This window comes from Devosia sp. WQ 349K1 (assembly GCF_016595685.1).
Classification (GTDB): Bacteria; Pseudomonadota; Alphaproteobacteria; order Rhizobiales; family Devosiaceae; genus Devosia.
Genome location: NZ_JAENGO010000006.1, coordinates 228,839 through 253,290, shown reverse-complemented (window position 1 = coordinate 253,290; position 24,452 = coordinate 228,839). Strand labels below are relative to the sequence as shown.

The following is a 24,452-nucleotide window of genomic DNA, read 5'->3' as shown; positions in this document are numbered from 1 at the left end:
TGGTCTGGGGGGAGGTGACACGTGAGGTATCGCCGGAGGCGGTGTGTGGCAGCGTGTGATGACTCTATCGCGTCGTGCCAGGACGGCGATTGTTCGAGTAATGATGCTGTTTGAGATCGTGGATTGCGTCTGCTCATCGGATGGAGAATTCGCCTAGTAAGGTTCGCGGTAAGAACGCTTTTGCCCGATATGGCTCTCCGCTCACAACTGCCGAAGAACTCTCTTGGTTTGACAATGTCCGCTTTGATTAGCGAAGGCGTTGGAGTGGTGCCCCGCGGCTGGTAACACCAAATCCGCATCAAGTAACACTTTTCCCGCACACCGGTCGTCGTTCTAAAAGGGGTTCTCCGGCACGTACAACGCGTTTCCGACACCTCTTTCTTGGTGCCAATTTGTTCCTTGCCAAACCGTGACGCAGTGTCGGCTCGACGGAAAATTCCGACGAGTAACGGGCAGATGGACATGGAAAATCGGGTCGACGGTCTGGGGGGTGAGGTAACACGCGAGGTGTCGACGGAGGTGCTTTATGGCAAACGTCTGTTGACCCTAAAGCGACGTACCAGAAAGGCGATTGGTCGCGAAGCGACGCTTTTTGAGATCGTGGATTGCTTCTGTTCGGCGGATGGAGAATTCGCTCCCGCCACTATTCGCAATTATGCCGCGGCGCTGAGTTTTGCGATTTCCTACGTCGAAGGCAAAGGCCGTATCACGGTCGAGGTAGCGCAGGCGTGTCGGAGGCGATTGGCGGACCGCCCTATGCCTCGTCCGAAAAATGCCGAAAAACGTACGTCTGCCAAAAAGGCGAAATCAGTTCCGACGCAGGTTCTGCGATTGGTTTGTAGCAAGCTACGCCGTCGCGGCCGCAAAGACGATCGCCTGCTCGTGCGCCTCCTCGTGCAAAACGTCACATTCGGACTGCGTCCGTGTGAGTACCACGGCGCGAAGGTTGAGGAATTCTATCTTGTCGTGCCGTGTGCCAAGGCGACCAACGGCCGTTCCCTCGGTGAGACGCGAGAACTGGGATTGGCCGGGCTTCCAGCCGAGCAAGTGCAGAACCTCAAAACCCTCATCGCGGAAATTGAAGGGGCGGCGAAGGGCGATGTGGCCGCGCTCATCGACCGGCTTGGGGGCCGTTTGCGCCGCGCTTGCAAGAGCCTTCAGGTCCCTGTCTTTTCGCTCTACACAACGCGCCATCAAGCGATTGCCAACAAAAAATCGACCTCTTCGGATGAGCAGGTCGCCGCCTTTGCTGGGCACGTCAGCATCTATACAGCGCAAAAGCATTACGCGCCCAAGGGCAAGGCTTGGAAAGTCGATAGCACCGCAAAGCCGTCACCCCAGATGGTCCAGCGTGTCCGGGACCGTAAGGTCGCCGATGCTGGTTACCGTCCTCGCTTCTGATCCGCTCAGATACCTCGGCATAGGGGACGCGACGCTTAGGCCATGATCATCGCGCCAGTGCCAACTGTCGAAAATGACAACAGGGGCCGGATCCAGCGGGTGGTTTTCGAGCTTCGGCTCATCCGGAAATCTGGATTCGGCGACAGCGCCAGGTTGCGTTCGACGGCAATTTCTCGGAGCGTTAGCAGGAACTAACCAAGTTTGCGATCCAGTGTAGACGCCGGCGATAATGTTCCGGTAGTCTCACAGAACGGTGCCGATTCCCGGCAACGATTGGTTGGAACCGCTCTCTGCAAAAGAGCGGCCGACGGAAGGTCTGCAAACCCGCCGTCGACCTGACCACAGACATACTGCTGGAGGCAGTAAGACTATGGCTAAAGCCACTTCTAGCGGCCGTGCGGCTGCGCGCAACCCCCATTCCTATGCCATCGACAATCTTGTGCCGAAGGATGCCGTTCCCGTGCATCCCGGACTTGTTGCCCATCCGCTGTTAACGCCCGGCGTACAGGTGCAGATCCTATCGGTGGTGGATGCCACTGGCTCGGCCAGCATTGGCGACCTCATCGCCGCGTTGCCAGAGCATGCTGATCCGGTCGGTGCAATTTTCGCTCTGATTACCAGCAAGGTTCTCAAGGTGATCACGCCTGGCATTATCGATGCACACAGCATTGTTGTGCGTTGCCAGAGCGGCGGTGAGCATGGCGGTGTTGGTGGCGCACCGGGTCCCTTTGGGAGCAATGGAGGAGATAACGTCGCCATTGACACGTTGTCGGCTTCGATGACCAGCATCCTGCCAGCCGGTTTGAGGTCGGTGACGGCAGGCCAGTTGCGGCCTCAGATCATCGTCGGTTCGGGTAAGCAACGCGCTGACTTTGGGCGTGCTGCCGATTTGCAGCGCCCCGGTGTCTACATCCTCCTACGCGGCCACGACGCTTACGTCGGCTACGGCTCCAATGTCGGGGCCCGGATTGCCGCCGGCCGCCAGATGCCGGAAGGTATGCCTGAGCGCATCATCACCATCACCATTACCGACGCCGACGACCGACTGAGCGAGAATGACGGCAAAGCCCTTGAGCGCATTCTGTGGGCGCGCGTGGCCGCGGATGCTGACTTCGTGGTCGTCAACGGCCTGCCCGATGGCGCAGTGGTTAAACCGGAGCGCTACGACCAGTTGTCTTTGTTTGTCGGTCAAGTGGCGCTGGCCTTGCGTCAAGAAGGTTTCATGTTTCAGGCAAGCTCAGCGCGCGCGGCAATTGCAGGCCCTCGGACGGAAACGGGGAGGCTCGGAGCACCTCGTCGCCTCGATGACCTGCCCGATGGTCGGGTGATGGAGCTCAATTACTGCGGGCTCACCGCTCTGGCGGCTGAGCGCAAAGATGGTTCATGGGTGCTGCTCCGCGGCTCGGACGTGCGCCTTGAGACTGTCGCCTCAGCCAATAGTACCGCTGCCTTTCAGCGTGCAGCTTGGCAGCACGCAGGTCTGCTCGTGCCGGCCGCTGATAATTCGTGCTACGTGGTGATGCGCGACCTCATGTTCTCTTCGGGCAGCGCCGTCAGTCACTTTGTCTCCGGGTCCAAGGGTTTTGGGCGCGCTGGCTGGAGGCCGATCAATGCCGATGCGGAGCTGACGCTCCCCCTTCGCTAACACGGCGATCCTCTCACCCTTCTGTCATCCCCTTTTATATGTGGCGCGGCCTGCCATTGGCCGCTGCCCGGGAGACCTTTTATGTCCCTTCATAACCTCGCAAATCGTGCGCCCTCGGTTGATGACGACAATGACTGCCCAACCGACAATTCCCCTGAGACCAAACGCCCGCTCCGCACCAGCGACGCCTTGGCTGAAACCATGCTCGACGCTGTCCTCACACCGCCCCAGCGTCGTCTCATGGCATCCCCGCCACGCCTGATCCTTATCAGAACGGTGGATAGTGCCGGTGCAGAGTTACTCGCGCGCTATCTGAGCCGATTCCGGCAGGGCATGATGGTGGAAGCGGTCAACGCACTGGCCAAAAGTGGCGGCAAGTCGGAACCGCGCGACAGCACAAAGCTTGCTGGCCTCGAATTTGGCCGCACAGTGATCCTAATCTCCCAGGATCCGGGTCGATACCTCGTTCCGGAAGCTTTGAACGGCGCGGATGCCGTCATTGAGGTTGGTGCGCCTAATGTCGCCGTCATCCGCAAAACCATATTTTTGGTCACCGGCAAGCGGGTCCGTGGCCTCACGCCAGCTGATATTGAAGGCTTGGGGACTACCGATTTCACTACGGCAATTCGTCCCAAGCTCTCGCCGCAGGAATGCCTCGCGAACCTGCGCCGCGCTGTTGCTGCGCGGAGGACGCCGTCGGACGCCAACATCGCCGTTTCCCTCAAAGACCTCGCCCTGACCAAGGTTGTTGCGGACTGGGCGCAGGACACCGTCAATCTGATGGGTAAAGTGGCCAATGGCGAGCTGGACGCTGCCGCCTTGCGTCATACTTGCCTTGAGGGCCCGCCTGGAACCGGTAAGACAACGGTTGCTGCTGCCCTCGCGGTTTCTGCCGGATGGACATTTAACAGCTCTTCTGTCGGAGCGTGGTTTGCCGAATCCGGTGGCCATCTCGGTGATGTCATCCGTGCCGCAAGAAAGTTCTTTGACGAGCTTGCTCTAAACAAAGGGCCGGTCGTGGGGCTCATTGACGAGATCGATGCTTTGCCGAATAGGGCGACTATGGGGCGAGATGACGCCTCTTGGTGGACGCCGGTCATCAACTTCGTCCTCACCGAGATCGACCGCGTGCGCAAATCCGGTCGACCAGTGCTTCTGATCGCCGCCACCAATCATTTTGGGAAGCTAGATTCTGCTCTCATTCGCCCCGGGCGCCTCGAGCGTCGCGTCAGCGTGCTGCTGCCTGACGGGGATGAGCGTCGGGCTATGTTCCGTAAGGTCTTGGGCGATCGCATTACGGCTGAGGGCATCTGCATCTTAGCGCGCCTCTCATCCGGAGCTACCCCAGCTCAAATCGAGAGTTGGTGCGAGGGTGCTTTCGCCACGGCTGCAGCTCAGAAACGTGCTCTGGCACTGAGCGACCTTATCGCCCAAATTGCACCGCCAAGTCTGCGTTCGCCGCAGATGGACCGTGCTGTTGCGCTGCACGAGGCAGGCCATGCCATTGTCGCCCATGAGCTTGGCGTGCCGGTGCTGGAAATCTCTATCATCGGCTCCGGCGACGTAGGAGGCTGGGTTCATACCAAGCCAGATCACACGTTGCTGACCCGCGATTTGGTTGAGCGAACCGCCACACTGATGTTGGCTGGGCGCGCAGCCGACATGGTACTGGGTGGTGGTGCCCATGCAGGCGCGGCTAACGACCTCGAGGCCGTCAACAGCTTGCTGCGTTCGGCGATGCTCGAACTCGGGCTCTATGGTTCACTGACCACACCGAGCAACACTGACCTGCGACACTATCAGGGCACCACGTTCTGGGCGCGCATCGGTGCCGAAACAGACCGGCTACTAGAGCAAGCCTGCGAAATCGTCGACCGTCGCCGCGACGATATCGGCAAGCTTGTCGAAGCTCTGCTGGTCGACCGTGTGGTAACCGGCGAGCGGCTCGCTGAACTTCTTCTCACCGAGATCAACGAGCCGTTCGAAACTATCGAGTATTCGAACGCCGATGGGGACATGGTCGCTTCCTTACCGTCGGGGAGAGTTTGATCACGGACGCCGACGCAATCCACATCGTCGCCTACGACCGGATGTCTACGAAGAAGCTGTGCCTGCGTGCTCGGGCGATCAGTCCCGAGCACGAAACACTCATCGCAAATGCCAGCAAAGCTGCACTCCTCTCAATCACTATCAGCATGCTCGGGGGCGCCATCAGGAGGAGGAGGCGCGTGATCTGGTATTGCCCCAAGCCCAAGAGCGCTAAGCTGAACTCGCTAGGCGACTGGGGCAGGTGGAGCTGGTGCTGGCGCAGCGTCCGACATTTCATTTTACGGCGGATTAGGGGCCGATAGGGGACTGACTGCTTTTGGCGGCTGCCTCCGGGTAAGCAGACATTCCGGTCCTAGACTTCCTGAAGTGGCAGGGTAGGGGGCGGAAGCGGACAGTTTTCTTTGCATGAAAAATCGTGAGAACCGGACTATCTGCTTGCAGGTGTATGAATGGCCATGATTGGACAATTCGGTTGGTGCGGAATGCACTTGATGGCTTTCTTCCGGTGATTGTTGTCGAACAATCTAAGCCATCTCAATAGGCGTTGAGCTGGGGACCGCTTCAGCACCAAAATTTCACCGTATTACTTGAGCTGCGATCCAGTCATGGATTGGGCGAATTGCTGGATCCAGAACACCGGCGATAATCAGTACCACGAGTAGGCCTTTAAATAAGTCTTGTAGGCGAGCAAAGTGGTCGTGCAGCGAGGGGAAGACGGCGAAAGCCAGTAGTGAGCCAGTCATCAACGGAATGGGTAGCCAGTTCAACGCTACGAACCAAACCGCCATGTCCGCGACATGCACTAAGGTGTTCACAATACTCAGTGCAAGGCCACGGGGCGCAGACGCTAGGACAAGAGGGTGGAGCATGTATAGGCTGGGGACGATTGCCAACGTTCCTAACAGTGCGCAGAAAGCGGCGAGTACGAGGGACCAACGCCCCCAGCGCAGATTTTCTGGCCGAATTTTAATCGGATTGATCCAGAGCATTTGCGCGACTAAAGCGGTGACGAGGGCCAGTAAGGAGGCGTGTGATGCGGGGTTAGGGGTTAGCCGGCCGGTGTACTGGGCGGTCTTGTCTCCTAACAGCCGCAAGCAAGCGGCTAGAAGGAAGCCGTGTACACCGATCACCACCAGGGCACCCAACAACCGGGTGAAAATAAGCGTGATGGTTAGTTGATTTAGAAGGGCCATAACTCGTCCTACGCACCGAAGTCTGCGGTCATATCAATAGGTATAATCCCATACCGATGACGAAGGGATTCTAGCGTTCCGTCGGTCTGCATCGATCGTAGCGCGTCAACTACAGCCCGCTTGAGAGTCAAATCTCCCTTCCAAAGGCCAATGCCCAAGTCAAAGCGATCGAGAGTATTCCCGAGCCAAGCGACGCGCCACTCCGGATGGCGCTTCACCAACTGTCCAGCCCCCAGAGCTTCTGTCACAACGGCGTCAAACTCGTCATTGAGCAACCCCGCCTCAAGCGCCTCAAGGTTTGGCCGGAGTATGCCTTGTGCTCCATTGGCACGCAGATAATTGCTTAATCCAAGACGGTCGAGCCCGCCCAGGCCGGGAAGAACTCCTATCTGCGTATCTGCCTCCAAGACGGCTCCGGGTTTGAGGACCACGGCCCAACCTGTTTTCACATCCGTGCTAAGCGTTTCCAGAAACGACTTTGTGGTTAGCGAACTTACTACGCCTCCCGCCAATATTTCGCACTGTGCGCGTGTTACGCGCCAATTTCGCGGATTAAAATCTCGACCCATCTGGGAAATCCGCGTCAGAGTTATGCGTAAGTCTAAGCGCTTCGCCAGCTCTTCAAGCAGGCTAACATCATAGCCGGGATTTTCGCCATCAGTGGTGACAAGAGAGGGGTAGCTGTGCGGGATGCAGACTTTCAAGTTGCCTGTTCGTTGCACCTCTTCCAGCGAAGTGTCAGCGGGCAACGTTGCGATGAAGGCCATGAGGCCAAAAATCAAAATGAGACTTAGCAAGTCTCGCCGAACTGTTCTGTTCGATTTCATTCTTGACCCGGTCCTCTTGGCGAGTTTGGCATGCATGGACACCGGTCAAGCCTTTCTAAACTCCCACAGCGCAATACCAAAGAACACCAAAGCCATTGCCGCAAGGACGAGTGGGCCCAAAAACGGATTGAACTGGTTGAAGTTCAGGATTACCCCGCGCAAGGCATCGTTGGCGTAGGTGAGTGGGTTTATTTCGACTAAACTCACCAGCCATTCGGGGTAGACGACACGAGTTTGCGCGCGGGTCAGTGAAGGATCAAGTGGAAAGACCGAGCTTGATGTAAAGTAAAGAGGAAGAATTACGGCGTTTGAGAAAACTCCAAACCCTTCAAAAGTTCGGATGCGATTTGCGATAATCACGCCAAACGACGTTAGTGAGAATGAAAGCATAAACATCAAAGCTAACGCGTGGGTTAGGTCAACCCAAGACAGTGACACATCAGCGAAGCGCGCCAGCATCAAGACAAGGCCGCCATGCATCATGGCCACAGTAGAGCCTCCGAGGATCTTAGCGAAAAGCACCGCACTGCGCGGCATGGGTGACACCAGCACTTCGCGCAAGAAACCGAATTGTCGGTCCCAAATCAAAGAAACCGCAGACTGCACAGAGGTATACATGATGTTCAGCACAATCACGGCGGGAAAGATAAACTGGAGATATGTGTAGGGGACAACGAACTGAACTTCGCCGTACACCTCACCGCGAAAATATGGGTTTAGGCCTATCCCCATAATAAGTACCCACAATAGAGGACGGCTAATCCCACCTATCAGCTGTCCCCGGTCGCGTAGCGCCCGTTTCACTTCTCGCAACCAAATAGCGTATATTCCGCCAAGCAGCCCCATGCAGTTATCCCCTGTGCTTAGCGAGCTAATTTGCTGTCACGATTTCCTGCGGTCGGAGCTTTTTCTTTTCCGTCCGCCGGTTTGTCACGCAGTTCTCGTCCAGTCAAAGCAATGAAGACACTTTCTAAACTGGCGGAATCGACGTCGAGGTGGCGAACGCGCGTGCCAAATTGGTGCAGAAATCCGTCGATCGTTTCAGGGTCGGCTGACTGCAGCAGCAATTGTCCGGAGTGAATGCGTGTAATATTGGGATAGAGTTCCAGTATTTCTGCTTCAGCTCTATCATCTCGAGGGGTGAAACGGAGCAATTGTTGGCCGTGGGACTTTTTTAGAAAGTCCGGAGTGCCCTGCGCGATTACAGAACCCTTGTCGATAATGAAAATCTGATCGAAACCCTCAACTTCTTCTATGTAGTGAGTGGTTACGATGACGGTCAATTCCCGTGTCCGCCGAAGTTCTTCAAGGTACTGCCAGATCCGTGCCCGGGACTGCACATCGAGACCGACGGTTGGTTCGTCCAGCAAAATTACTCGAGATTCATGCATCAGAGCTCGGGCAATTTCCAATCTGCGTTTCATACCCGCTGAAAGGGACCGAACGATCTCGTTTCGCCACTCGCTCAACTCAACCAAGTCCAGAACTTCATCGATACGCTTACGCCTAGTCCGCCACGGAACCTGATATACTAGGCCGTGGAAGTCCAGATTTTCATAGACACTCAACCGGTCGTCAAGGCTTGGCTCCTGAAAGACCACGCCGAGATGCTTACGCGCTTTCATGGGGTGCCGCAGGAGGTCAATGCCAGCAAGCTCTGCCGATCCGCTGTCTGGTGTCAGGATGGTACAGAGTATGTGCAGCAAGGTAGTCTTGCCTGCACCATTTGGTCCAAGTAGCGCTACAGTCTGGTTTGCGCCAATTTCGAGGCTGATGGAGTCAAGCGCCAGAGTCTCCCCATAGCGCTTAGTAATCCCACGTAAGCTCACGGCGCTTTTATCACTGACGCTTCCTGCTGAGTGCACCTAATTCTGTCCTTCGATGCTCACGTTCGCGAGTATTGATGACGCTGATTCTACGCTGGGCAGAAAGTAGATCATTTCGCTATTGCATAAACATTTTAAGCGCTATGGCGTCAAAATTTTTTTCAAATATACTACTAAAGTGCTATGGCGTCATATTGTCCTAGCTACATAGTCTGGCCCTTGGTTCCTGCTGTGTTCGGCGCAGCATTGGCGTCTATTTCTGCGCGGAAAACGGGCCGCTACGCTGCGTTAGCTGGTGTCTCGGATGGAGATTTTGATTGTTTAGTTATTTGAAGCGCTCTGTGAGGGGCTTGGGGTTCGGTTTTGCTCTGTCGGTCACGATCGTTGCGGGCAGCGTAGCCCAAGATGCTGTGGCGCAGGTCACTACCGCAACGCCTGTATTTACGCAGGCGCAAGCTGACGCGGCGAAGTCAAACTATGCCCGTACATGTGTGTCGTGCCATGGCGATAAGTTGCAAGGGAGTGGCAACGCGCCGCCGCTGTCCGGCTTGGCATTTACTTCATATTGGAACGGAAAGCCCATGAGTGGTCTAATGGAGGCTTTGCAGCGCATGCCGGCTGATAGTCCGGGGAGCATGACAGAGAAGCAGAACGCTGAACTGCTGGCTTTGATCCTAGAAACGAATAAGGCCCCTGCTGGGGATGCTGAATTGCCCTCAGATATGGCTGCTCTAGAGGCGATCATATTTGAAGCGCCTGCTGAATAACCATGGCGCAAAGGCAATTGTGTGCTTGGGGTAAAACACAATAATTTTGAGGAGATTACAATGAGACTGCATCATGTAGGCCTGAGCCTACTGGCCTCGGTTGTGGCAGCGGTGAGTTTTTCACCAGCAGCATTTGCACAGACAACCAACGCATTGCTTGAAAAATACACACCGGTCACTGAACAAGACCTGCAAAATCCTGCAGATGGCGACTGGACTATGTGGCGTCGCAACTATGCGAACTGGGCCTATAGTCCGCTGGATCAGATCAATGCAGACAACGTTGATCAGATGGCCCTTGCTTGGACTTGGACACTTGAGCCAGGTCGACAGGAACTCACGCCTCTTGTGCATGATGGCGTAATGTTCCTTATGCAGGCCTGTAACTTCACCCAAGCTGTAGATTCTACGACCGGGGATCTGCTTTGGCAGTATCGCCGTGAAGTTGTGGAGCATCCTGCCTCGTTGGCCTGCGGTAACCGCAACGCTGTACTTTACGAAGACAAGCTGATCATGGCGACCCATGACGCGTTCCTCGTTGCGCTCGACGTGAAGACCGGTCAGGTCGCGTGGGAGCATCAGGTGGGTGATTGGCAGGTTGGGCACCACTATTCGGGTGGTCCGGTAATCGCCGATGGCAAGATCATTGCGGGCATGTCGGGTTGCTATCACTATAACCCAGGTGGCTGTTGGATTTCTGCCCACGACGTAACCAGCGGGGAGGAACTGTGGCGCACTTATACCATTCCGCGTGAAGGTGAGTTCGGCGACGAAACTTGGGGAGACGTCCCAGTCGAGAGCCGTTACGGCGGTTCTGCATGGAATACGGGCGCTTATGATCCAGAGAGCAACACTCTCTATTATGGTATCGCAGTGCCGATTCCATGGGGTACCGACCAGCGCGGTAGTGGCGACGGTGATGTACTTTATACCAACTCGACTCTTGCTCTCGACGCCTCGACCGGCGAGATCAAGTGGTACTTCCAGCATATGCCGAACGAGCAGTGGGACCTTGACCATCCGTTTGCTCGATTGATTGTTGAGACAGACGTAATCCCGAACGCTGATGAAGTTAACTGGATCGCTCCGGGTCTTGAAAGTGGCGTGAAGCGCAAGGTCATCACTGGTATTCCGGGCAAGACAGGCGTTGTTTGGACGCTGGATGCGGCAACTGGTGACTTCCTTTGGGCGCGCAACACAGTTGAGCAAAACGTCATGACCGGCGTCGATGCTGAGAAGCGTATCGGTATCGTCAACCCCGAAGTGCGTTCGGTTATCGGCGAAGAAGTCTACGTCTGCCCTTATCTGCTCGGTGGTATCAACTGGCAGGCGACAGCTTATAATCCAGACACGAATGCCATCTATGCTCCATTGAACAACCTTTGCATGGACTTCACTCTCAACGAAGTTCAGCCAAGCATTGGCGCACACCACGGTTCGGCTCGTTCTAAGCCGGTGATCGCTGAGGCAGCAGATGGCAATGTTGGTAGCTTCACCGCCATCAACGCCGCGACCGGTGAGATCATGTGGCAGTTTGACCAGCGCGCTGGGTTCCCCGGCTCTGCACTAACCACTGGTGGCAACCTTGTATTCGCTGTCGACGACAACCGTCGTCTGCGCGCCTTCGACGCTACCACAGGTGATGTGCTCTGGGAGCAGGTGCTCAACAATCGCGCTACAGGTTTCCCGATCTCGTACGAAGCCAATGGTCGTCAGTATGTTGCAGTCCCGGCCGGTTCGTCGCTGTCCTACACTTCTGTAACGCCGGAGATCCGCGTCCCTAGCGGTGGCAACATGCTCTATGTTTTTGCACTGCCGGAAGGGCTAGGCAAAACTGCTAGCAACTAACATTAACTAATGTTCCGCAGGCGGGATGTATCCCGCCTGCTTTTTTTCATCCGACGTCCGGCATGCCCGAGAGCGTTAGAAAGATTTACCGTGCTGTTTCGTGTAGTTTCTCAGTTGGTCCTTATCGCCAGCTTCTCGAGCATGTGTAATGCGGCTAATGCCATTAGCCTTGATCTTCCATCGTTGTCATCTGAGTTTTTGAGGACTGAGACACTACTAGATGACGACACTATCAAGTTCTGTATTTACGGCGGGTCGGCCATCGGCGCCTACGATCGCAAAGTAGGTCAATTGCTCGGCGACAGCCTGTTCCTCAATGTTGAGTTCCACGAGGTAGAACCCCCGATTGTGATCCCGGGAATGGATACAATCCCAATTTCGCTAGACGACCTGTTCCTCATGCTGACCAACGAGTGCGACGCGTTTATGGGTCTTGAACTGGCGTCGAGCGTCTATCCACCATGGATGAACCTGACCCGCGCCTATCTCAAAGCTCCATATGTGACTGTCGTGCGCGAGGGCGAATATGTAGACCTTAGCGGGCTTCCGGATCAGGCCAAGGTTGCCACGCAAACGCTCACCAGCGGCGACATTATGTTTAACGCATATCGCGATACGCAGCCCGAGGCGCAGCGATACCGGCGTATTCCCTATCCCACCACGACCCTGCAGTTCGAGCGATTGAGAGAGCACTCCGTTGAGGCAGCTATCGTATGGGAGCCCTGGTTTAGCCATGAACTGATGAACACGACTGGGCTGGAGATCGTGCCGAATGGCGTCGTACGCCTTCCCCACCGTGAGATCGGCATTGCAGTGCGCTCGCGCGACGACTTCATTCGGTCGTCGCTCGATCAGGCCATAGAGATGCTTGAAGCGGATGGAACGCTGGCGGAAACCTATGCCGCCAGCCTCGCGTCCAACGCGCGTTAAAATGTCGGACACAGTGCTGCCCGAACACGCGGCATCCAGCCCCACCACAAGCCGCACGAGTGGTCAGACAATCGTGACCCGCCTTGAGCAAGTGCGGCAGCGCTATCGGTGGGAGGCGGTGCTTGTCGTCGTCGCAGCGCAGCTGCCAGCACTCATCGCACTTGCCTGGACCGGAAGTTGGTCGACGCTTACCGACATCAGCCGCCCAGTGGGACTGCTGATCTGGTGTGGCATCGCTCTTATTCTATCCATTGGAGCCTTTTTATTCTGGCGCATTCCGGATGTTGACCGTGTGGCGCGCATTGCCGACACGCAACTTGGCACCGCAGAGCGCTTGAGCAGTGCGCGCCCCATGTTGGGCGATATGTCGAAAAATTTAGGGCCTTTGGGGCCTGCACTGTTGGCCGATGCGGTCCGGTACAGTGAGGGCCTCTCCCGTGTGCGTGTAGGTCTGCCAAGAGCCGCGCTTGGCGCACTGACTGTGCTAAGTGTGACCCTTTGTGCAGCCGTTATCGGCTGGGGAGAGGCGCCATCTCGTCTTGACCTCCCAGCAGCGCCCGCCCAGACAGCGGAATGGGAAGTCCTTGAGGCGTTGCCGGCGGAGCAGGTCGACCAACTTCGAGAATTGATAGAGGCGGACGCAAAGCGGCGGAACAGTTCCTATCTCGAAGCTGTCGCCAATTCCCTTGAGCAGTTCCAACAGGATGAGCCAAACATGTCCCAGCAAGAGCGGGCAGAGAAGCTCGCCGGCCTGCTAGATCATGCAGCGTCTGCTTATGGTTCATCTCGTCCGGGATGGCTTCCTCAAGACACCGCCAACATGGCTGCGCTCTCGGCGAACCTTGAGCGGCACGCCATATCTTCGTCACTGGCCGCTAACAGCTCGCCCACCGGTAGCGTGCCCTTACCTGACGAATGGGATCCGAATGCCGCCGATCCGGCGCTGCGCAGCGCTGAATCGCTGCAGGATATTCTCGCTAACGCGGGCGCCGCAGGTTCAGTTGGTCCGCTCATCATGGGAGAGCCAGGCCAACCCGTTGGTACGCCACCACCGTCCAATCCCTTCGAGCTGCGCGCTTTGGACCCGGCCAAGCTGATGGCTGCGACGCCCGCTGGCGCTTCACTCAATGCCGATGAGGGGGCAAGCGCGAGCGCTGGGCTTGGCAGTCAGGACCTTGAGGGCGAGCCAACTCAGATGGCAGACGTCTCTATTGGGACACAAATGGGCCTTTCCTCTGACATCCCTGGGCAAGGCAATCTAGTTCGCATCGAGGTGGCGCCGAAGACGGCCCATACTGAAGTTGACGGCACGGTGGTGAGCGCAGCAGCACCGGAACAGCGGCCACTTTTACCCGTCTTTCAAACGGCGGTACAGCCTTGGAACCGAGGGATTGTGGCGCGGTATTTCACCGATGATCTTCCAGCACCAACGGGTGGAAAGTAGTCATGGGTTTTTCTGCCCCCGCCTTTCTGTCACTGCTCCTATTGGGCGTTGTCATCGGCTTGTTCCACGCGCGTCGCCAGCGGGTGAAGACTGTCGCGAGCGTGCAGTTGTGGAAGACGATTGCCAGCAGCGGTTCAAAAGCCAAATCAAACTGGCAATTGCCAAAGCCGTCCGTAGCGCTGCTATTGCAATTGGCCATTCTGACCACTCTTGTCCTCGCTCTGGCAGGCCCATTCTTGAGCAATGGGGCTAAGGGTGAGCACTGGATTGTTGTGGTCGACGCTTCAGCCAGCATGCAGGCCCAAGACATTCAGCCCACACGCTTTGAGATGGCAAAATCGCGTCTCGCAGCGCTGCTAGCAGATACGAACGAACACGCGCTTGCAAGCTTCTCCCTGATCAGTGCCGGGACCCAGCCCCGCCTTCTCGCTGCACGAATAGAGCATACCAGCGGTGGCTTTGAACCGTACCTTGCGCAAATGTCGCCAAGCGCTGCGCCGGCTGACTGGGGCGCGGTCGCGACATATGCAGAGGCACTTATTCGGGGTGGAGAGACCACGCGCATCGTTCTCTTCACGGACGGCGACTCTCTGGGCGAAGCAATGCTGGCAAGGTTGCCTGCTGAACTCACTGTTTACCGGTTTGGTACTGCCACTCTCAACGCCGGAGTGATTGCGTCATTGCGCGAAGGTGAGATCGGACCCGGTAAGGTGGGCCAGATCCTTTCCGGTGAAGTGCTGATTGCGGGCATCGAGAAAACCACTCTTACGATCGAGTTCACTTCGACATCGAACTCCGACCCACTGTTGTGGCGTACGCTGGAGATTGTAGCGCCGGAAGGGTCAACCGACGAGGTTAAGCGGGTACCGTTTTCGGTTAGGCTGGAAACGCCGGAGGCGGGCATTCTCACGGCTCGCCTGCCGGAAGATTCGGCTCCATTCGACGACGCCGTACACTTCCAGTTCCGCACGACGCCCGTGCCCTTCAAGATACTCTATCTGGGTGCGGGCAACTCGCCGCTGCTCAAGGCATTACAAGTAATCGAAGGCGCCGAGCTCTTCGAAGCTGACGGCCTGCCACAAAGTGTTGAGCAGTTCCGTCTGGTTGTGGCTGATGACATTGTGTTGCCGCGTGAACCGGAGACGAACGTGCTGTTTGTTGGCGGCGGACGATTTGCCAACGAACTGGCTCCTGAAGCACTCGTGCCGGCGGCACCGTCATGGTGGGATGGCGAGCACCACCTAACGCGGGGCATTGATCTCGGCGCTTTGACGGTCTCGCACGCCGTTCGCTTCCCAAGCGATGAGAATTGGCAGCCGCTCTTGCGGGCCGGGGAAGACACACTGCTACTGGTCCGAGACGCAGAGCACGGACGGCACCTTCGTCTCGCATTTGCTCCTGCCAATTCGAATTGGCCAGATCTCGTTGATTTTCCGATGTTCGTTGGAAATCTGGTGAACTGGCTTGGGCCCATGCCCGGGCTGACACTGCCGCAGCCCTGTCAGGTCGGTCTGCCGTGTGCCGTTCCCGCCGAGAGGCGCATGCAGATCATTGCGGGGCCAACTGACCAGGTCCAAGCACTCGATGAGACTGAAAGTGGAGCGCCTGCTTTTGTCCCAGACTACCCCGGAATTTATCGCATTGGCGCCGACGGCGAAACGATCGTGGTCAACGCGATGTCCTTCGAAGAGAGCGCGGATGTTTCGAGAGCATTCGATGGGAGTGCCGAACCGTCCGCGCCGGCTAGCGTCACGGATTGGACCAAAGCCCTTCTCATCTGCGCTTTAGTCCTTCTGCTCGTCGAGGCAGGGTGGCATCTGAGAAGACCCACTACAGCGACCCGCCGCCCCAACGTCATTTCCAAAATAGGTCAGTTCGCGCCGTGTGTGGTGACCGCCGCTGTGGTCCTCGTTACAATTCTAGATGTCGACCTTCCGTACTGGACCGAGGCGATAAATGTAATCGTTGTTGGGGCGGAGGGTACTGTCACCCAACTTGGCAGCGGAATTGTGGGCAGCGCCGCAATTGGAGCGGTGTCCGTTTCATCTTCTCCTGCGGTGCTCAGCGATCTTGGTGGCGAAATTTCGCCTGAGCCCGACGCGGTTTCGGGAGCAAATGTTGAAGCGGCCATCCGGCTGGCCAGCGCTATGCTGCCGGCGGGCGAGCCAAGTAGAGTAGTGCTGATTACTCCGCGCCGCGCATCGATAGGCAATCCCTCCAAGGTAATATCAGAGCTTCACGCGCGACGGGTTGCGGTTGACGTCGTGATGGGTGATGAGACGCCAGACGCAGTGGCCATGCTGAGTGTGAAATCAGGTGGTCGAATTTTTGCTGGCGATGACATTCCCCTCACCGCACTCGCATTTAGCGCTGCACCACGATCCGCAACGCTTCGCATTAAGCATGGTGCCGAGGTCGTGACCGAGACGCCGATAGATCTGCAGGCTGGATATAACCGGATCGAGACCTCGATTTCAGACCCAACCGATAGCGGCGAGACGGTTACGCTGATCCTTGATGTAGACGACGACATCCCTGAGAACAACGGCGTTCGATACACGCCGCGCGATAAGCCTGCACCGCGGCTCCTTTTAATGTCGCCGCAACTGGAGCAGGCGCAGGCTCTGGCGGACCTGCTGGCAGTCCACCAGATGGACGTGACAACCGTCGAGTCGCGCCGCGCTCCCTGGCAGCTAGAGGAGTATCTCAGTTATGACGCGATACTTCTTGCGAACGCCCCGGCCATTGATTTGGATACGCGTCAGCAGGAGCTGATCGAACGGGCAGTGAGCGAGCACGGGCGTGGTCTCGTCATCTTTGGCGGTGAGAACAGCTTTGGGCCCGGCGGCTATCTTGAGACTCCATTGGAGCGCCTATCGCCGCTTTCGAGCAAAGTTCCGCGCGAAGCCCCCGAAGTCGCACTCGCATTCGTACTCGATCGATCTGGCAGCATGAGCCAGAAGGTGAGCGAGACGACCCGGCTTGGGATCGCCAAGCAGGCAACCCTTTCGGCAATCGAACTTCTGGGCGAGGGCAGCCAGGTTGCCGTTGTGGTTTTTGACAGCCAAGCGTTGGTGCCGGTGCCGCTTCAGTCGGCTGCCGTTAATGAAGGTATCCTTCTGGCAATGGACACGGTCGATGCTGGCGGCGGCACTGCCATTGTTCCCGGGCTGGTCGAAGGGCTGCGCCAGCTTTGGGGCGTTGAGGCGCCGGCGCGTCACATCGTGCTGATGACGGACGGCTTGTCCACGCCGGGTAATGTCGACGCCATTATGGACGCAATTGTTATAGAGGGGATCACGGTCTCTTCGGTGGCGATCGGAAACGGCGCTGACGTCACCGAACTCAGGCGCATTGCCAATATCGGTCGCGGCAGCTTCCACGCCACGACTGATTTTCAAGCGCTACCTGGCATCCTGTCGCAAGAGGCCATGCTTCTCTCCGGAAGCCCTATCGAGAAGGGTATAGCGCAACCGCAATGGACCGACCCGCGCGCCTCAGAGTTACTGTCTGGCCCGATCATCTTCCCGGCCATTGGCGGGTTCGTGCTGGCAACTCCGAAGGACAAAGCCGACATCTGGCTCACGGTCCCTGATCAGGAGGGTGAGATTATGCCCTTGCTGGCCAGCTGGCGATACGGCAACGGCAAGGTTTTCGCACAGACGACTCATGCTGCAGGAGGCTGGACGGAACAGGCGCTGACGGGAAGCACCTATCCACGTATGCTTAGCCAGATTGTGCGAAATGTCCTCAGCCCATCGCGTGACCACGGGCTGGTTATCGATCTCGTCCGCAAGCGCGACGAAGTCACGGTCTACCTCGTCGCTCAGGAGCCTTCAGGCGAGCCGCGCGCTGGTGCTGCTGTGTCAGCTGAGTTGACCAGATCGATAGATGGAACCGAGGTGGTTGAGGCCGTTCCGCTGGTCGAGATCGCGCCCGGAGAATTTGTTGGCTCATTCGTCGCCAGCGAGCCTGGTACTTACAGCGTCTTGGCATCAACAGGTGAAGCCACTGATGTGGGCCGGCTGGAGATCAGCTATGGTGATGTCTATAGTCCTGAACCTGACGATTTCACGCACTTGGCTCTAGCGACTGGTGGGCGTGTACTGACCTCGCTCGACGATTTCGAAATGCTGCGCGTGGGCCGCTGGGCGCAGATCCCTGGCATGCCATTTTTGGGGTTGATTGCCCTTGCTCTGTTCATCGCCGAGCTAGCGTTGCGATACCTGCCTATGCGATCGCGACGGAGTTGATGTTGCGATGAGACCCAATCCATTTTTTAGCCCTTGTTTGCCGAAGGATCCATTTGATGTCTGACGTCGTTCCGCTCCCCCAGTCAGGTACGCCGGTCGAAGCGGCTGAGATCAGTCGTCTCGTGGCGGGGTTACGAAGCACCGCTGACGAGGTGAGCAAGGTAGTCCTTGGGCAGTCCAGTGCCGTTGAGCATCTGGTGATTGCGCTGTCCTGTGGCGGACACGTTTTGCTTGAAGGCTTGCCAGGGCTGGGCAAGACCCTTCTGGTCCGCACAATCGCTGATGCCACCGGCCTCTCTTTTGCGCGCGTTCAGTTCACGCCCGATCTCATGCCAGCAGACATCACGGGTAGTCTCGTGCTCCAGCCCGACCTCTCCGGGCACGCACAACTCACGTTTCAGAAGGGCCCCGTCTTCAGCCAGATGCTGCTCGCAGACGAGATCAACCGCGCTACGCCTCGGACCCAGTCCGCTCTTCTGGAGGCAATGCAGGAGCAAACGGTTTCCGCGGCGGGCACCACCATGCGCCTGCCGGACCCATTTTTCGTACTTGCCACCCAAAACCCCATCGAGATGGACGGTACCTATGTCTTGCCGGAAGCTCAGATCGACCGGTTTTTACTCCGTGTGGACCTGCCTTTCCCTTCTGTAAGTACTCTTTCTAATATCCTTGCTGCTACCACTGGGACGGAGAAGGTTGGGGTCAAGCCGGCGCTGTCGGCCGACGATATTATCGAGATTCAGAAGCTGGTCCGGTCTGTGGTTCTGGCTGATCACGTGCGAGACGCGGTGGCACGGTTTACTCTCATGACGCAGCCGCATTCGGGCGAGGCGCCGGACCCAGTGCGTCGCTTTTTCCGCTTTGGTCTAAGCCCTCGTGGCGCACAGGCGCTGGTCCTAGCCGCGAAGGGGCACGCATTCCTTGCTGGTCGATACAATGTCAGCTTCGATGACCTGCGCGCCATGCTGCTCCCTACAACACGCCACAGGGTACACATCAACTTTGAAGGACGGGCTACAGGGACAAGTCTCGACAAGATGCTACTAGATTTGTTCGAGGCAAGCGTGAGGCACAAGGGGTGAAGCCCGATCCTGTCCTACTCGAGCGTCTTTCGGTATCGCGCTTCATGCCGCGCCAGTCCAGACCATCAGTTGGCACTGGCGAACGGCCTTCCAATGTGCACGGCGTGGGGCTCGAATTCGGCGGACACCGGCCATATCGAGAAGGCGACGATCTGCGCCGCCTTGATCCGCGGGTGCGAGCACGGCTTGGGCAGGATTTTGTGCGTGTCTACGCCGAAGATCGTCAGCTGCCGATCACGATTGTTCTCGATACCAGTCAGTCTATGCTCGAGGGTGGAGCAGAGAAGCGGGAGCTTGCCGTCTCGATAACCCAGCTGCTCGCCTTCATTGGCATGGCCGGTGGAGACCTGGTTCGCGTCGTCACGGTCTCGGCAGAGGAAAAGCGTTGGTCGCCACGCTGGCAGTCTTTAGCTAAGTCAGAGGAAATGTTTGCGTGGATCGCTGAGGCCGAAGCGGAAGGCATGGTACCATTTGGAACTGAACTTGCCGCGATCGCAGATCAGATCCCTCCCGCAAGCCTGCTCCTTGTCGTTAGTGATTGGTGGACAAACAATCTGGAAAACGTTGTGCTCGCGACGGCAAAACATGGCCATCAAGTTGTGGCTCTGCACATCGAAGCTCCAGAAGAGAGCGACCCCTCCCTGATAGGCGAGGGACTGGTCCATTTTGTGGACAGCGAGAACAATGAGGTCGTCGACATTGTAGTGGATGATTTGACCATAGAGGCCTACCGTGCCGCTCATGCCGAACGGATTGAGTGGTTGCGTTCGCAGTTTGTTGCAGTAGGCGGGCAATACGTGCGTGTCGTCTCCAATGCCGCCTCTCCGAGCGAATTGTTCTTGGCTATTTTACGGTCAAATGGAGTAATTTCCTGAGCGCCAGGCACGCATTCCCTCGTAATTTGTGCCTATGTTGAGTCTAGAAAACATTTTCGATGGTGAGAGTTTAATCTGAGATTATTCCCGCCACCATACATTGTCCTCGTCGGGGCCGGAAGCGGAATGGCGGCTTTTGGTGAGAAGTTTGTCGGCAGCGGACGTGAGCGTGCGAGCTTGGGGACAGCAACATGGCTTTGGGATCAGACGACGTCATAACCATTGCCCTAGTATTGATATCCTTGCTCTAGTTGTGAACAAGGATTCGGGGGCGCCCTTTGTTTATTTCAGAAATTTATGCGAGCGGATTTCGCTGCTTCTCAAACTCATCACCTCTGGCAATTAGCCTGTCCCCGGGTCTCAATATCTTGGTTGGTCCCAACGATGCGGGCAAAAGCGCTATCGTAGATGCCGCACGGTTTGCTTTGTGGACCCGGGGAGATGACTATCTCAGGCCAGACGAGCACGACTTTCACGTCGACGGAGCTGGCACGAGGGCCTCAGAGTTTCTGATCCGATGCACCTTTGATGGGCTTACTGCTGATGAAGAGTCGAGGTTTCTCGAATGGTGTTCCAACGAGAAAGGCAAGCTTCGGCTCCACGTATGTGTTCAAGCGACGCGTCGCGCCTCAGCCGGCGGCGGTACTATAGTGTCGAGCCAGCATCGATCGGGCGCGGCGGCAGACGGATTGCCGCTAGATGGCGATATCCGGGAGTATCTGAAGGCTACCTATCTCAAGCCACTGCGCGACGCGGAGCGAGAGCTGCGCGCCGGCCGCAAATCGCGACTGTCTCGGATCCTCGGAGCCTTGCCGGCAATGGGCGAGCAAGGCAAGAATGCGGTCGGCGGGGCCCCGCCTACTTTGCGCGACACACTGGATCAAACCGACGCTGACGTCCGAAGCAACCCTGCAATCCTTGCAGTGGCAAGCAGCGTGAACAAGAATTTCCTAGGTAAGTTGTCGTTCGCCAGTGATCCACTGAATGCCGAGCTGGACCTTGGGGCTGGAAGCTCGTTCGATCAGATACTTGAGCGCTTCGAGCTTTACCTCAGTGGCAAGACGCCGCTCGGGCGGATGCAGCGTGGTTTGGGCTATAATAACCTGCTGTTCATGGCGGCTGAACTGTTGCTGCTAGAGTCCCATCCCGATCAGGTACCATTTTTGCTGATCGAGGAGCCCGAGGCACATCTGCATCCACAACATCAAACTCTGTTCATGGAAGTTCTCGCCGATAGAACAGCCACTAGGATCGGTGATGCCCCGCAACAGGGTGTCCAGGTATTGCTCACCACGCATAGCCCGCAGTTGGCTGCCGGCGCTGACTTGGAGGCCATGACGATGGTCGTGGGGCACCAGACTTTCCCGTTGGGTGCAGAGCACACTCGCCTTTCGGTCGATGACTATGAGTTCCTAAAGAGGTTTCTCGACGCGACGAAGGCAAACATGTTCTTCGCTCGAGCGCTGATTGTCGTCGAGGGGGACGGGGAACACCTTCTAATGCCGGCGATCGCTGAGAAGCTCGGCCTCCCGCTCAGTCGGTATGGCGTATCCATTGTGAATGTGGGCCACAGAGGGCTGTTCCGCTACAGCAGAATATTGCAGCGGCGATCGGGCAACTCGGTGAGCGTGCCGGTGGCACTTGTCCCTGACCGCGACATTCCGCCGGCTGAAGCCAAGTGGCTTGTTGGGGAAAGGAAGACTGAGGGCGAACTAAGAGGCGAAGAAATATCAACGCTTATGGCCACGCTCCGCCGAGACGTCGGCGATCCCGTCGATGCATTCATTGCTGATTGCTGGACCCTTGAGTTCGATCTCGCGATGCAACCTGAGCTGGCTGAAAGTGTGTACCAGGCAGTTCTCCTTGCCAAGACCACCACACGGAAGCCCGAGCGTCTGGCGAAGATCGTAAAAAATGCGAGCGATCAGTACTTGGAATGGAAAGGCGAAGGCCTGTCAGCAATCGAGATCGCCGTGAAAATCTACGAACCGATCTTCAAAAAGGAAGCTTCGAAGGCACAGATGGCTGAGCAGCTCGCGTCTATTTTCAGAGCGCGCAAAGATACGCCCGAGGAAATGCGGGCGCGGTTACCACAATATCTGGTCAGAGCAATCGATTATGTAACAAGTCCACATGTCCCAGGATTTCCTGCTTTTCCAGACGAGGAAGAGGACGGCGCCGACAAAGTCGATGACCTTGATGTTTGAGGTCCCACCACTGTCAGAGGCATTGCTAGCCGAACTTGGCGCAGAGCTCGGTGGGTGCGATTTTTCCCACCCGAGCCAGCAGGCCTTTCTGAGCCAGAAAGGCCCGTGTGACGTGCAGGCTGCGCCTGGGAACGGAAAGACCACCCTTTTGGGTGCCAAGCTTGTCTTGCTATCCCGCTCCTGGCAGGCCAGGACGCAAGGCGTGTGCGTGATCTCTCATACCAATGCGGCCAGCACTGAAGTCGAAGGGCTGATAGCCAATCATCTTGTCGCGCGCCGCATGATGAACTACCCTCACTTCGTGGGTACGGTCACTTCGTTTGTCCACCAGTATATAGCTCTGCCGTATCTGCGGGGGCTAGGTTGGACGGTCCGCCAAATTGATGATGACGTTTTCGCCGCTGAGGCCATGCGGCGCTATCCTTCGTACTGGGCGTTGACAAATCACGCCGCCAAAGCTGGGAATCAAGTTACTGAGTGGGTCTCGAACCTAAATCTGGCTCCCAACTTTTCCGATACGGCCACCAGACCAGCTTCGCTAGAGGTGCACAGGCGCCCGAGGCAGCACGGCGCTGACAAAGATTGCGGTAAGGCACTGTCCAAGTTGAAGGCCAGTATGGTCAGAGACGGTCTCTACCGTTATGCCGATATGATCGCCCTCGCCGAGCGAGCCCTGGACGATACCCCTGACCTCGCTGATCGGCTCAGGAATCGATTTCCATTAGTGATCCTTGACGAAGCCCAGGACACGCACGGCGCTCAAATGCGCCTCCTAGAGCGCATCTTCAAGCATAACGACACCGCGTTTCAACGGTTGGGCGACAACAACCAGACGTTATATGAGGACGATAACCCTAAGCCCGAGTATTGGTCTCCCGGGGCTACCTCAATACCGCTCAATACATCCCGTCGGTTTGGCTCCGACATAGCAGCGTTCGCGAGTCGTCTTACCTCGCGAACAGAACAGATCATCGTGGCCGAAACCGAACGGGCGTCTCGCCGCGTCCTGTTACTCTTTGACCAGGCATCCATCGAAGCGGTTTTGCCGGCGTTCGCAAGGGAAGCGGCAATTCATTGGGGTCAATCGGTGAGATCTCGGGACATATGGGCGGTGGCGTCGCGGCACCGATCGGCCGCGCATCGGGGCATCTGGAAGCCGCGAAGCCTGGCAGACTACCATCCGGCCTATGTCAGCGACGGGGGTGCGCGCGAGAAAAGCGACCTGATGTGTCGTCGGCTTAGAAGGGCCATGGTCCTGCACGCTGCGGAGGGAACGCCTGCGCAGGTTGCGGAGATCCTGGCGGGCGCTGTGGCCGGTGTCGCCCGGTTGTACGAGTGGCAGACAACGCACGGAAAGCCCGTCGCTGCCCAGAATGTATGGGCGGCGTTGGCCGCCCATGGTGAGCAGATTCCTCGGCGGGTTAGGCGGTTGCTCAGAGACCACGTCTTGCTCGGAGAGGCAGTCTGGGAACCGTTAGCTTGGTCTGCATTTGTAAAGGAATTGACGGACATTTTGGGCGCGTGGCCAGAGGCAGCCAAAGCTGCTATGGAAGCGCACACGGCCTTTGTTCCAGGCGCCAAGCCGGTCGCATCCAATGGCAGAGCCAAGTCCAACAAACGCGCCAATTTTGAAGGTGTTCCGCTTTCCTTGGGGTCAATACATTCGGTCAAAGGAAAAAGCGTTGACGGGATATTGGTAGTGGAGAGTGAAGTTTGGAAGGGACATGCCGCCACAGACAAGTGCAGCGACCTTTCGACAGTATTGCCCCGCGCTTTTGGCGTCACAGCTGTGGGATTCGAGGGCATCGCTGTTGCTGCCGCTACAAATGTATTTGTCGGTGTAACGCGGCCTCGAGAGTTGCTGGGGCTCGCGCTTCCCAAGTCAACGGCTTCAGAACTGATTGGGCCAGCAAAGGAACAAGGCTGGTTGGTGATCGACTTGGTCGCCGAGGGGGACGCCCCCCAATGAACCTTGGCTCCTGCTCGACTAGACTGGTCGCGTGGTAGGCAGGTATGACATGGCTGCTTTCGGGGTGGCTGAGGCAACCCTTGAAGGGCAGAAGTGAGGGCGCTTCGCCGACGGCGAGAACATCCGCCGGCGAAGA

The 24,452-nt window shown here is 57.2% G+C and carries 16 protein-coding genes; 12 read left to right on the top strand and 4 right to left on the bottom strand.

Annotated features, from left to right (window positions below):
- The first annotated feature begins 456 nt into the window (after positions 1-456).
- From JHL21_RS13565 to JHL21_RS13555, 3 genes are all read left to right on the top strand, one after another.
- On the top strand, positions 457-1,401 hold the full coding sequence (locus JHL21_RS13565) for a hypothetical protein (protein WP_200214050.1): 945 nt from the start codon (positions 457-459) through the stop codon (positions 1,399-1,401).
- Positions 1,402-1,771: 370 nt separating this feature from the next.
- Positions 1,772-3,046, top strand: a complete 1,275-nt coding sequence (locus tag JHL21_RS13560) for a hypothetical protein (RefSeq protein ID WP_200214049.1) — start codon at positions 1,772-1,774, stop codon at positions 3,044-3,046.
- Between the two features lie 81 nt (positions 3,047-3,127).
- Positions 3,128-5,095: an AAA family ATPase gene (locus tag JHL21_RS13555; protein WP_200214048.1), complete on the top strand. Its 1,968-nt coding sequence runs from the start codon at positions 3,128-3,130 to the stop codon at positions 5,093-5,095.
- Between the two features lie 575 nt (positions 5,096-5,670).
- Here the strand turns inward: JHL21_RS13555 and JHL21_RS13550 are convergent.
- From JHL21_RS13550 to JHL21_RS13535, 4 genes are all read right to left on the bottom strand, one after another.
- Positions 5,671-6,288: a hypothetical protein gene (locus JHL21_RS13550; RefSeq protein ID WP_200214046.1), complete on the bottom strand. Its 618-nt coding sequence runs from the start codon at positions 6,286-6,288 to the stop codon at positions 5,671-5,673.
- A gap of 8 nt (positions 6,289-6,296) precedes the next feature.
- Positions 6,297-7,055 carry an ABC transporter substrate-binding protein gene (locus JHL21_RS13545; protein ID WP_210338904.1) on the bottom strand — a complete coding sequence of 253 codons (759 nt, stop codon included), beginning with the start codon at positions 7,053-7,055 and terminating at the stop codon, positions 6,297-6,299.
- Between the two features lie 105 nt (positions 7,056-7,160).
- A complete protein-coding gene (locus JHL21_RS13540) occupies positions 7,161-7,961 on the bottom strand; it encodes an ABC transporter permease (RefSeq protein ID WP_200214044.1) in 801 nt (266 codons plus the stop codon).
- Between the two features lie 17 nt (positions 7,962-7,978).
- Positions 7,979-8,980 carry an ABC transporter ATP-binding protein gene (locus JHL21_RS13535; RefSeq protein WP_200214043.1) on the bottom strand — a complete coding sequence of 334 codons (1,002 nt, stop codon included), beginning with the start codon at positions 8,978-8,980 and terminating at the stop codon, positions 7,979-7,981.
- A 302-nt stretch (positions 8,981-9,282) separates the two neighbouring features.
- Here JHL21_RS13535 and JHL21_RS17915 point away from each other — a divergent pair, with 302 nt between their 5' ends.
- From JHL21_RS17915 to JHL21_RS13490, 9 genes are all read left to right on the top strand, one after another.
- Complete coding sequence (locus JHL21_RS17915) at positions 9,283-9,708, top strand: c-type cytochrome (RefSeq protein WP_367948196.1); 426 nt, start codon at positions 9,283-9,285, stop codon at positions 9,706-9,708.
- A 60-nt stretch (positions 9,709-9,768) separates the two neighbouring features.
- Positions 9,769-11,556 carry a PQQ-binding-like beta-propeller repeat protein gene (locus JHL21_RS13525; protein ID WP_200214039.1) on the top strand — a complete coding sequence of 596 codons (1,788 nt, stop codon included), beginning with the start codon at positions 9,769-9,771 and terminating at the stop codon, positions 11,554-11,556.
- 90 nt (positions 11,557-11,646) lie between these two features.
- Positions 11,647-12,486, top strand: a complete 840-nt coding sequence (locus JHL21_RS13520; protein ID WP_200214038.1) for a transporter substrate-binding domain-containing protein — start codon at positions 11,647-11,649, stop codon at positions 12,484-12,486.
- Positions 12,455-13,930 (top strand): hypothetical protein, encoded by a 1,476-nt coding sequence (locus JHL21_RS13515; protein ID WP_200214037.1) that lies wholly within the window; start codon positions 12,455-12,457, stop codon positions 13,928-13,930. The genes JHL21_RS13520 and JHL21_RS13515 overlap by 32 nt, the downstream gene beginning before the upstream one ends.
- A 2-nt stretch (positions 13,931-13,932) precedes the next feature.
- Complete coding sequence (locus tag JHL21_RS13510) at positions 13,933-18,183, top strand: VWA domain-containing protein (RefSeq protein WP_200214036.1); 4,251 nt, start codon at positions 13,933-13,935, stop codon at positions 18,181-18,183.
- 56 nt (positions 18,184-18,239) lie between these two features.
- Positions 18,240-19,265, top strand: coding sequence for a MoxR family ATPase (locus JHL21_RS13505; RefSeq protein WP_200214035.1), 1,026 nt, complete (start codon positions 18,240-18,242; stop codon positions 19,263-19,265).
- Entirely contained in the window at positions 19,262-20,140 is an 879-nt protein-coding gene (locus JHL21_RS13500; protein ID WP_200214034.1) for a DUF58 domain-containing protein, read from the top strand. Before JHL21_RS13505 ends, JHL21_RS13500 begins: the two co-directional genes overlap by 4 nt.
- Before the next feature lie 278 nt (positions 20,141-20,418).
- Entirely contained in the window at positions 20,419-22,347 is a 1,929-nt protein-coding gene (locus tag JHL21_RS13495) for an ATP-dependent endonuclease (RefSeq protein WP_200214033.1), read from the top strand.
- On the top strand, positions 22,331-24,316 hold the full coding sequence (locus tag JHL21_RS13490) for a UvrD-helicase domain-containing protein (RefSeq protein WP_200214032.1): 1,986 nt from the start codon (positions 22,331-22,333) through the stop codon (positions 24,314-24,316). The genes JHL21_RS13495 and JHL21_RS13490 overlap by 17 nt, the downstream gene beginning before the upstream one ends.
- Positions 24,317-24,452: the final 136 nt, after the last annotated feature.

What these genes read in the sequence shown, in the direction of transcription:
- JHL21_RS13540 (WP_200214044.1), bottom strand. Translation starts at nt 7,961, where the DNA reads ATGGGGCTGCTTGGCGGAATATACGCTATTTGGTTGCGAGAAGTGAAA.
- JHL21_RS13515 (WP_200214037.1), top strand. Translation starts at nt 12,455, where the DNA reads ATGCCGCCAGCCTCGCGTCCAACGCGCGTTAAAATGTCGGACACAGTG.
- JHL21_RS13490 (WP_200214032.1), top strand. Translation starts at nt 22,331, where the DNA reads ATGACCTTGATGTTTGAGGTCCCACCACTGTCAGAGGCATTGCTAGCC.
- JHL21_RS13560 (WP_200214049.1), top strand. Translation starts at nt 1,772, where the DNA reads ATGGCTAAAGCCACTTCTAGCGGCCGTGCGGCTGCGCGCAACCCCCAT.
- JHL21_RS13545 (WP_210338904.1), bottom strand. Translation starts at nt 7,055, where the DNA reads ATGGCCTTCATCGCAACGTTGCCCGCTGACACTTCGCTGGAAGAGGTG.
- JHL21_RS13525 (WP_200214039.1), top strand. Translation starts at nt 9,769, where the DNA reads ATGAGACTGCATCATGTAGGCCTGAGCCTACTGGCCTCGGTTGTGGCA.
- JHL21_RS13555 (WP_200214048.1), top strand. Translation starts at nt 3,128, where the DNA reads ATGTCCCTTCATAACCTCGCAAATCGTGCGCCCTCGGTTGATGACGAC.
- JHL21_RS13550 (WP_200214046.1), bottom strand. Translation starts at nt 6,288, where the DNA reads ATGGCCCTTCTAAATCAACTAACCATCACGCTTATTTTCACCCGGTTG.
- JHL21_RS13565 (WP_200214050.1), top strand. Translation starts at nt 457, where the DNA reads ATGGACATGGAAAATCGGGTCGACGGTCTGGGGGGTGAGGTAACACGC.
- JHL21_RS13510 (WP_200214036.1), top strand. Translation starts at nt 13,933, where the DNA reads ATGGGTTTTTCTGCCCCCGCCTTTCTGTCACTGCTCCTATTGGGCGTT.
- JHL21_RS13505 (WP_200214035.1), top strand. Translation starts at nt 18,240, where the DNA reads ATGTCTGACGTCGTTCCGCTCCCCCAGTCAGGTACGCCGGTCGAAGCG.